The organism is Nocardia sp. NPDC050697 (assembly GCF_040654395.1).
Lineage (GTDB): Bacteria > Actinomycetota > Actinomycetes > Mycobacteriales > Mycobacteriaceae > Nocardia.
This window is the reverse complement of sequence record NZ_JBFAHY010000006.1, coordinates 1-7,939: the sequence shown is the minus strand read 5'-3', so window position 1 is coordinate 7,939 and position 7,939 is coordinate 1. Positions and strand designations below refer to the sequence as shown.

Annotated in this window: 11 protein-coding genes; 5 read left to right on the top strand and 6 right to left on the bottom strand. The window is 72.4% G+C overall.

Features of this window, described 5'->3' with window-relative positions:
- Positions 1-3 precede the first annotated feature (3 nt).
- A complete protein-coding gene (locus AB0H71_RS21025) occupies positions 4-786 on the top strand; it encodes an ABC transporter permease (RefSeq protein WP_357024493.1) in 783 nt (260 codons plus the stop codon).
- On the opposite strand, the gene AB0H71_RS21020 is transcribed toward AB0H71_RS21025, so the two are convergent.
- Together AB0H71_RS21020 and AB0H71_RS21015 are read right to left on the bottom strand one after the other, a co-directional pair.
- Entirely contained in the window at positions 783-1,208 is a 426-nt protein-coding gene (locus AB0H71_RS21020; protein WP_357023355.1) for a hypothetical protein, read from the bottom strand. The genes AB0H71_RS21025 and AB0H71_RS21020 overlap by 4 nt on opposite strands.
- Positions 1,209-1,277: 69 nt before the next feature.
- Positions 1,278-1,613 carry an RNA polymerase-binding protein RbpA gene (locus AB0H71_RS21015; protein ID WP_067659014.1) on the bottom strand — a complete coding sequence of 112 codons (336 nt, stop codon included), beginning with the start codon at positions 1,611-1,613 and terminating at the stop codon, positions 1,278-1,280.
- A gap of 208 nt (positions 1,614-1,821) precedes the next feature.
- Between AB0H71_RS21015 and AB0H71_RS21010 the strand changes: the two genes are divergently transcribed.
- Complete coding sequence (locus AB0H71_RS21010) at positions 1,822-2,142, top strand: hypothetical protein (RefSeq protein ID WP_357023352.1); 321 nt, start codon at positions 1,822-1,824, stop codon at positions 2,140-2,142.
- On the opposite strand, the gene AB0H71_RS21005 is transcribed toward AB0H71_RS21010, so the two are convergent.
- Entirely contained in the window at positions 2,093-3,094 is a 1,002-nt protein-coding gene (locus tag AB0H71_RS21005; RefSeq protein WP_357023349.1) for a hypothetical protein, read from the bottom strand. The two genes, AB0H71_RS21010 and AB0H71_RS21005, sit on opposite strands and share 50 nt — an antisense overlap.
- Before the next feature lie 76 nt (positions 3,095-3,170).
- Entirely contained in the window at positions 3,171-3,806 is a 636-nt protein-coding gene (locus AB0H71_RS21000) for a M23 family metallopeptidase (protein ID WP_357023346.1), read from the bottom strand.
- 208 nt (positions 3,807-4,014) lie between these two features.
- On the opposite strand from AB0H71_RS21000, the gene AB0H71_RS20995 reads away from it, so the two are divergent.
- Positions 4,015-4,311 carry a metalloregulator ArsR/SmtB family transcription factor gene (locus tag AB0H71_RS20995; RefSeq protein WP_357024491.1) on the top strand — a complete coding sequence of 99 codons (297 nt, stop codon included), beginning with the start codon at positions 4,015-4,017 and terminating at the stop codon, positions 4,309-4,311.
- A 3-nt stretch (positions 4,312-4,314) separates the two neighbouring features.
- On the opposite strand, the gene AB0H71_RS20990 is transcribed toward AB0H71_RS20995, so the two are convergent.
- Entirely contained in the window at positions 4,315-5,301 is a 987-nt protein-coding gene (locus tag AB0H71_RS20990) for a glycosyltransferase family 9 protein (protein ID WP_357023343.1), read from the bottom strand.
- Between the two features lie 198 nt (positions 5,302-5,499).
- Between AB0H71_RS20990 and AB0H71_RS20985 the strand changes: the two genes are divergently transcribed.
- Positions 5,500-6,090: an HdeD family acid-resistance protein gene (locus AB0H71_RS20985; RefSeq protein ID WP_357023340.1), complete on the top strand. Its 591-nt coding sequence runs from the start codon at positions 5,500-5,502 to the stop codon at positions 6,088-6,090.
- 34 nt (positions 6,091-6,124) lie between these two features.
- The gene (locus AB0H71_RS20980; protein WP_357023337.1) at positions 6,125-6,475 is read left to right on the top strand and encodes a hypothetical protein; all 351 of its coding nucleotides are present in this window, start codon (positions 6,125-6,127) and stop codon (positions 6,473-6,475) included.
- 234 nt (positions 6,476-6,709) lie between these two features.
- Here the strand turns inward: AB0H71_RS20980 and AB0H71_RS20975 are convergent, their stop codons facing one another.
- Entirely contained in the window at positions 6,710-7,510 is an 801-nt protein-coding gene (locus tag AB0H71_RS20975; protein ID WP_357023334.1) for an SGNH/GDSL hydrolase family protein, read from the bottom strand.
- Positions 7,511-7,939 lie beyond the last annotated feature (429 nt).

Sequence of the window (7,939 nt, the reverse complement as noted above, 5' to 3'; positions counted from 1 at the left end):
CGGATCTTCCGGGACAGCGCGATCGTCGCCTACCGCAACCTGCTCACCATCCTGCGGGTGCCGACGCTGCTGGTGACCGCGACCATCCAGCCGCTCATGTTCGTCTTCGTCTTCGCCTACATCTTCGGCGCCTCGCTCGGCGGCGACCAGTACCGCGAGTTCCTGCTGGCCGGCATCTTCACCCAGACCGTCGCCTTCAACGCCGCCTTCACCACCGTCGGGCTCGCCGGCGACCTGCAGAAGGGCATCATCGACCGGATGCGGGCGCTGCCCATGTCCCGGCTCGCGGTGCTCATGGGCCGCACCCTCTCCGACCTCGTGGTGAACGTGCTCAGCCTGTTCGTCATGGTGGTCTGCGGGCTGATCGTGGGCTGGCGGATCAACGGGTCGTTCGGCGACGCCGTGCTCGCCTTCGGCGTGATCCTGCTCTTCGCCTTCGCCATGTCCTGGGTGGGCGCGCTCACCGGGCTGCTCTCGCCCACCGTCGAGGTGGCGCAGAGCGCCGGGCTGATCTGGCTCTTCCCGCTGACCTTCATCTCCTCGGCGTTCATCTCCGGGGAGACGCTGCCCGGCCCGCTGAAGACCATCGCCGAGTGGAACCCGATCACCGCGGTCTCCACCGCCGGGCGGCAGCTCTTCGACAACAGCTCGCCGCCGACCTTCATCCCGGCCACCGGCTGGGTCGCGGACAACGCGGTGCTCTACTCCATCGGCTGCTCGCTCGCCATCCTCGCGGTCGCCATGCCGCTGGCGCTGCTGCGCTACCGCAAGGTCGCGAGCCGCTAGAGCGCGTCGGCGACCGCGAGGAAGGGCGCGATCTCGGTGTCGAAGCCGACCTCGCCGCGCAGGTAGTCGACGCTGATCCCGGTCAGCTCGACCGCCAGCCGCGTCGGCGCGGTGAAGTCGGCCATCAGCCGGTGGTAGTCGTCGAGCAGCTCGGTGCAGCGGGTGACGGCGCGCAGGTAGAAGGAGAGCGCGACCGGCGCGTCCACCGCGCGAAGCATGCCGTCCAGGTCCTCCAGCCGTTCGCCGCCCAAGTTGTAGATCAGCTGCGCGAAGCCGCCGTTCTTCACCTGGTAGTCGAACTCCGCCGCCAGCAGGGTGAGATAGGCCAGGTCACGGCGGTACTCGTCGAGTTCGTCGGCATTCTCCAGCAGCTCCGCCGCCCGCTGCCCCAGCCGCTGGAGCCGCTCGTTGTACACGCTCACGATCGCCGAGCCTAGGGGACGACGAAGGCTCCCACCCGTCGCGGGTGGGAGCCTTCGTCGTGACCTGCCTCAGCCCCGGCGGCGCGTCTTCAGCAGCTCGAGCCGCTCCTTGAGCAGCTCCTCGAGCTCGTCCTTGGAGCGCCGCTCCAGCAGCATGTCCCAGTGCGTGCGCGGCGGCTTCACCTTCTTGGCCTCCTGCGCGGTGCCCTCGAGGAGCACCCCCTCCTGGCCGTTGCGGCAGAGCCAGGTGGGCGGGATCTCGGCGTCGTCGGCGAACGGGACGTCGAATTCCTCGTTGTTGTCGGTGCGGTAGCGAGCGATCCGGCGCGGCGCGAGGTCGTGGTCGCGATCGGTCTCGTAACTCACCGCTCCGAGCCTGCTGCCCCGGAGTACGCGATCTGCCATGTGTGCCTCTCCCTCGAGTCCCAGTCGTGTCGAACGTGGCCGGTGCCGCACGGTACAACGCTCGGGGACGAGCCGGTGTTCCCGGGGCAACCGGCTAACCCTTCCATGATAGTGCCTCGCTCCCGGTGCCCGCACCGCCCCGTGCCCGCACCGCGCGCTCCGGCCAAGAGTTCTCGCCGGGGCCGCCGTGCGGCTAGTGTTCTGCCCCATGCGCCGCTTGCTGTCCTGCCTGTGGTGCGGGCGGGAGATCGTCGAGTCGGAGGCCGGACGCAGGCGCCGGTACTGCCGTCAGTCGTGCCGTCAGCGCGCCTACGAACACCGGAACAGCCTCAAGGGCACCGGAATCCCGGCCGACTCGGTGGTGCTCAGCGCCCAGGAGGCGGCCGCCCTCGCCGACCGCTGGTTCGCCGCCCGCTGCGCCGCCGAGGATGTCGCGACCGCCGTCGACGAGGGCGCCGGCGCGGTCGAATTGGCCGCGCTCAGTGCGAAACTCGTGTCGCTGGCCCGGGACGCCGAGCGGCTGCGCTGAGTACCGCCCCCACCCCGAGCGCCGTCGCCGCGAGCAGCGCCGCGCCCGCCAGCAGCACCGGGCCGTCCGGGGCGGCGGGCGGCACCCCGCGCAGCGCCTGCCACAGCGTCAGCGCGAGCAGCCCGGTCCAGGCCGCCGCCAGCACCCCGACCAGCCGGGCGCGGGTGCGCTCCGCGCGCAGTGCGGGGTAGCGGTGCGCCGCGAAGGCGAGCGCGACGGCCGCGAGCAGCAGCACCTGGATGCCGTGCAGCCCGACGAAGTGCGGCACCCGCAGGTCGCCGCCGGCCGTGCTCCAGTGCGTCACCGGCAACCCGGCCGGGTCGTCGCGGACGCCCCGGTCACCGACGGTGTGGCTGCCGACCAGCTCGACGGTTCTGCCGTCCGCGGTCTCCGCATCACGCCCCCCGGTGAACCCCATGAGGTAGCCGAGCGCCATCCCGGCGACGGCGAGCACCAGCCCCGCCCTGATCGCCAGCGTGACCGGCCGATCCGCCACCCGCTGCCACAGCACCACCACCGCGATCACCAGGTTCGCCGCGAAGAGCCCGGGCACCCCGGAGGCGAAGATCAGCTGCCCCGCCGTGTTCACCGCGTCGGATTCGGTATTGAAGTGGCTGAACGTCCCGCGCGCGGCCTGCACCACCACGAATCCCACGTCCACCACGGTGGTCACCGCGAAGACGGTGCCCATCCACCGGGTCAGCCGCGAGCCGCGGTGCGGCAGGCTCAGCAGCCAGGCCAGGGTGGCGGTGTAGAGCACGAAGGCCGCGGCGAACTTCGCCGGCTTGGCCCAGGCGGGTTCGCCGCCGATCAGCCGATCGTCCACGACCAGCCCGGCCAGCGACCAGAGCAGCAGCGCGGCCATCAGCCCGCAGGCGATCAGGAGTGGGTAGTGCGGGCGCCGATCCGCGAATCCGGCCGGGAGCGTGGAGCTTTGCTCGAGCTGCGTCATGCGTCGACGGTAGGAATGCGCGGCGCCGCCCGGCCTCCCGCTCGCGGGTGATCCCGCTGTCGTACCCGGGTAGGGGTCAGCCCGCGGGGCGGTGCGCGTCCACGCCGCGCGCGGCGAGCCAGGGCAGCGGATCCAGCTTGGCGCCGTCCGGCGCGTGCACCTCGTAATGCAGGTGCGGGCCGGTGGAGTAGCCGCGGTTGCCGACGGTGGCGATGACATCGCCCGCCCGCACCGGCTGCCCGACGGTCACCAGGATGTCGTTCACGTGGCCGTAGACGCCGACCGTCCCGTCGTCCTGCTGCACCCGGACCCACAGCCCGAAGCCGGAGGCGGGCCCGGCCTCGAGCACGGTGCCGTCGGTGACCGCGGCGATCGGCGCGCCGATCGGGTCGCCGAAGTCGAGCCCGGCGTGCACGGCACCCCAGCGTGCGCCGAACAGCGAGGTCAGGCTGCCCGCCACCGGGCGAACGGTGCGCGGCCTCGCCGCCTCCACCGCGAAGCGGTGCTGCTCCTCGACCACCGCGGCGGGCACGGTCTGCGGCCGCTGCGCCTCCCACGGCGTCACGGCGGCGGCGAGCGCGGGCGGGGCGGCGGCGGGGGCCGGGTCGTGGCCGGCCACCGCGATCACCGCGAGCGCGGCGCCCACGGCGGTGGTAGCGGCGGCCGCCCGGGTTACGGTGCGGCGCGCGGATAACGAGGAGGTTACGGGCATGGCGTCGAACGTACGACAGCGCAAACCTCGGGCCGCAATCCTGTGGCAACCTTCACGGTCGGAGAAATCGCAGGTAGAAACCCTACCCTCGATCTTGGTCACGCGCAGCGCTCCCGGACGACCTGGCTTTGCGCCGCACCCCTTCCGGTTGACGGAACCGGCCGCGGGCGCGCACACTGGATTAGTGCCGACTAATGGAGTGCGCGCCATGGTCGCGCTCGCCGACCCCACCAGGCGGGCCATCTTCGAGGCGCTGCCCGCCGCCCCGCGCTCCGTCGGCGAGCTGGCCGAGCGGGTCGGCGTCACCAGCTCGGCGGTCTCCCAGCACCTGCGGGTGCTGCGCGAGGCCAGGCTGGTGCGGATGCGGCCGGACGGCAACCGCCGCCTCTACCACCTGGACCCGCGCGGCCTCGCCGACGTCAGGGACTACGTGGAGCAGTACTGGCCGAGCGCGCTCGCCGCCTACGCGGCCGCCATCGACGACGCGTGGAGCGCCGAGCCCTGACGCTCAGCCCACCCGGCGGTACGGCGCCCGCCTGCGCTCCGGCCCGATCCCGGGCCAGCGCCGCTTGCCGAGCTGCCTGTCCACCGCCTCGATGACCTCGGTGCTGCCCAGCCGGAGCAGCCCCGGGTCCGGCTCCGGCGCCTCCGGGTCGCCGCTGTCGCCCGCCCACAGCACGGCGTGCCTGCCGAGCAGGTGCGGCGGCGGGCCATCGGTGCGCGGCGAGGTCGGGCCGAAGAGCAGCACCGTCCTGGTCCCGAAGGCGGTGGCCAGCTGCGCCGCCCCGGTATCGCCGCAGACCAGCAGCGCGGCCTCGGCCACCGTGGCGGCGAACTCCAGCAGGGTCTGCGTACCCGCGAGCACCTGCCCGATCGGCAGCCCGGCGCGGGCCGCGATCCGCAGCGCGAGCTCGCGCTCGTGCTCGTCGCCGGTGAGCACCACCTCCCGGTCCAGCACCAGCAGGTGCCGGACCACGGCGGCGAACCGGTCGGCGGGCCAGCGCCGGGCCGGGGCGCCCGCGCCGACGTGCACCACCACGCAGTCCCGCCTGCTCACCGTCGAGACCGGCGGCACCAGCCCCAGATTGCGCGGATCGGCGGCGATCCCGCCCCACTCCAGCAGCGCGCACCAGCGATCCACCCGGTGCGTCAGCGGATCCCACTCCGGGCCGTCCCACTGCGGCAGCGCGGCGCTGCGGTAGGTGAGCAGCCGGTCCGGGCCGGTCCCGGCCAGCGCGCGGAGGCTCGCCGGGGCCGGGCGGTGCAGGTGCACCGCGAGGCCGGGGCGCGGGCCGTCCCAGCGCAGCTCGCCGCCGGGGCCGGTGGGGGCGATGGCGTCCACGGAGGCGATCAGGTCGACGATCGGCTTCAGCCTGCGCGGCGCGGCCAGCACCAGCTGATCGTCCGGCCTGGCCCGGCGCAGGGCACGCAGCGCGGGGACCGCGGTGAGCAGCTCACCGATCCCGCCTGCCTGCGCCGCGAGTACAACCGCCACCTGAGAAGTCCCCTCGTTCCACCGTGGTCGCCGGACGGCTCCGGTGCGGGAAAGCGGAGCCGCCGGGCCGAAGTCACTCGCACCCGAATACCCGCCGCCGCCTTCGGGTAAACGCCGCCGCCGGGCCGCGGATCACGGAACGAGAAACTCCCGGCAAATCTGCGCGGCGCCTTGCGACAACGGGCATAACATCACGTCATGACGACTACCGAAGCGGTCGGCGGCCCGGCTCGGGCCCTCGCGCGCGCCGCCTGGCAAACCATTCTCGTCACCGGAATCCTCTCGGTGATCCTCGGTGTGCTCATCCTGGTCTGGCCGCACGCCACGCTCGCCGTCGCGGGGGTGCTCTTCGGCATCTACCTGGTGGTGAGCGGGGTACTGCAGCTGCTCGCGGCCTTCGGCGCGCCCGCGAGCACCGGGCTGCGCGTGCTCGCCTTCATCAGCGGCGTGCTCTCGATCGTGCTCGGCGTCTTCTGCTTCCGCGACGAGATCGCCTCGCTGCTGCTGCTCGGCATCTTCATCGGCATCGGCTGGCTCTTCCGCGGGATCGGCGCCGTCATGGCCGCCGTCTCCGACCCGAACCTGCCCGGCCGCGGCGTCCAGGGCTTCTTCGGCGTGATCACCGCGCTCGCCGGGGTGGTGCTGGTGATCTGGCCGGTCGGCTCGGTGGCCACGCTGGCCTGGGTGGCGGGGATCTGGCTGGTGGTGATCGGTCTGCTGGAGATCGCCACAGCGTTCGGCGTCAAGCGCGACAGCGCGCGCTCCGCCGCGTTGCACGACGCTCTGTAGTAGATGTGCTCCGCGTCAACTAGGCTGCGTATCCATGGATTTCGTCTACAAAGTGCTCGTCGTCGCGCACCTGCTCGGGATGGCCGCTGTGGTCGGCGGCTGGGTGGCGTGCCGCCCCGAGGTGAACTCGGTGATGGTGTGGGGCGCCCGCGCCCAGCTCGTCACCGGCATCGTCCTGGTCGGGCTGGCCGAGTCGATCGACTCGCTCGGCAAGGACCCGAACATGGTCAAGATCGGGGTGAAGCTCGTGATCGCCGTCGCGGTCGCCGGCTTCGCCGAGGTCGGGTACGCCGATCCCGAGCGCGGGAAGCGGGTCGCCTGGATGTCGGACGCGGCGGGCGGGCTCGCCGTGGTCAACGTCCTGGTCGCCACGCTCTGGAGCTGAGCCCGGATGCCGCCCCCGCCGGCCCGGCGGGAGCGGCGCCCGTTCCAGCGCTCGAAGAGCGGCTGCCCCAGGCAGCCGCCGGGGGCAGGCACGCCGGCCCGTCCAGCTCCGCAGACCCCGGGTTGCCCGGCCCGCCGCCGCCGCCGCCCCGGACCCGACGAAGGCCCCGCGCAACGGCGCGACGGGCGTCCTCCGATCCGGCGCGGCGGCAATCTTGCTACCGCGTGTGAGAGATCAACGCGCCGCGGACCTCCGCAGCGGCTCGGCCTGGCCGCGCAGCGGGGAGAGCTGCGGCCGCTTGGCCGTCACCCGATCCCCGGTCGAGATGCCGCGCGCCCGGCGCACCAGCCACGGCACCATGTGCACCGTCGCCCAGCGCATCTCGTCGAACACCTGCTCACCGCGCCGCTGCCGCACCGGCGGCAGCGGCTGCCGCCACGACCCGTCCGCGCCGGGCACCCGCAGCGCCTCGGCCACCGCCCGCGCCACCATCTCGTGCCCCAGCGGGCTCAGGTGCAGCCGGTCCTGCGCCCACAGCAGCCGATGCGCGGCCACCGGCACCGGCTCGAAATCCACCAGCACCGCCTCGTAGCGCGCCGCCAGCTCCCGGATACCGGCATTGAACTGCCGGATCCGCCCCGCCAGCGGCCGCACCACCGGCGCGATCGCCCCGATATCGGGGAAGGTGAAGGTGACCACCGTCGAACCGGCCGCCCGGAACGGCTCGATCAGCGCCGCCAGATCGGCGAGCAGCGCCTCCCGGTCGAAGCGCGGCCGGATCAGATCGTTCAGCCCCGCGAGCACCGCGGCCAGATCCGGCTGCATGGCCAGCGCCGGCTCCAGCTGCTCCGCGCGGATCTGCCCCGCGCGCCTGCCGCGGATCGCCAGATTGGCGTAGCGGAACTCCGGCGCCTCGCCGCCGAGCATGTCGGCGAAGCGATCCGCCCAGCCCCGCAGCCCGCCGGAATCGTCGGGGTCGCCGACCCCCTCGGTCTGGCTGTCCCCGATGGCGACGAAGCGCGTGTAGCACTGCACGTCCCGAGGCTAGGAGCACCGGATGAACAGGCGGTTTACCCATAGGGACGGTCAGTCGTCGTGTGCTGGGTCACACGGTTGTGATTCGGCCCGGTTTGCACCGCTCTGACCTGGGCATTCCCTGTGTCCACCAGGCGATTTGACGTTGCGTTTTCCGCCGCGTAACTTATTCAACGTCAGAGCGACACGGACACCGACCCGGGAGACCGGGACACGAGGTTGGACGGTTGAGCGCCTGGTGGTTGGCTGGCCTGGTTGACATCTTGGATGTTCGGGTTTAGCCTGGAACAGTTGCCCTACGGAAGAACCGGTTGAATGCCGGTGTCGGATGTTGGTGCGTGTGTTCTTTGAGAACTCAATAGTGTGTCGATGAATGTCAGTGCCAAAGATTATTTGGTGCCCGGCTTCTTGCACCCCCGTGTGAGGGTC

Excerpts from the sequence above, each read along its gene's own strand:
- AB0H71_RS21015 (WP_067659014.1), bottom strand. The coding sequence starts at position 1,613 with ATGGCAGATCGCGTACTCCGGGGCAGCAGGCTCGGAGCGGTGAGTTAC.
- AB0H71_RS21010 (WP_357023352.1), top strand. The coding sequence starts at position 1,822 with ATGCGCCGCTTGCTGTCCTGCCTGTGGTGCGGGCGGGAGATCGTCGAG.
- AB0H71_RS21005 (WP_357023349.1), bottom strand. The coding sequence starts at position 3,094 with ATGACGCAGCTCGAGCAAAGCTCCACGCTCCCGGCCGGATTCGCGGAT.
- AB0H71_RS21000 (WP_357023346.1), bottom strand. The coding sequence starts at position 3,806 with ATGCCCGTAACCTCCTCGTTATCCGCGCGCCGCACCGTAACCCGGGCG.
- AB0H71_RS20995 (WP_357024491.1), top strand. The coding sequence starts at position 4,015 with ATGGTCGCGCTCGCCGACCCCACCAGGCGGGCCATCTTCGAGGCGCTG.
- AB0H71_RS20985 (WP_357023340.1), top strand. The coding sequence starts at position 5,500 with ATGACGACTACCGAAGCGGTCGGCGGCCCGGCTCGGGCCCTCGCGCGC.
- AB0H71_RS20980 (WP_357023337.1), top strand. The coding sequence starts at position 6,125 with ATGGATTTCGTCTACAAAGTGCTCGTCGTCGCGCACCTGCTCGGGATG.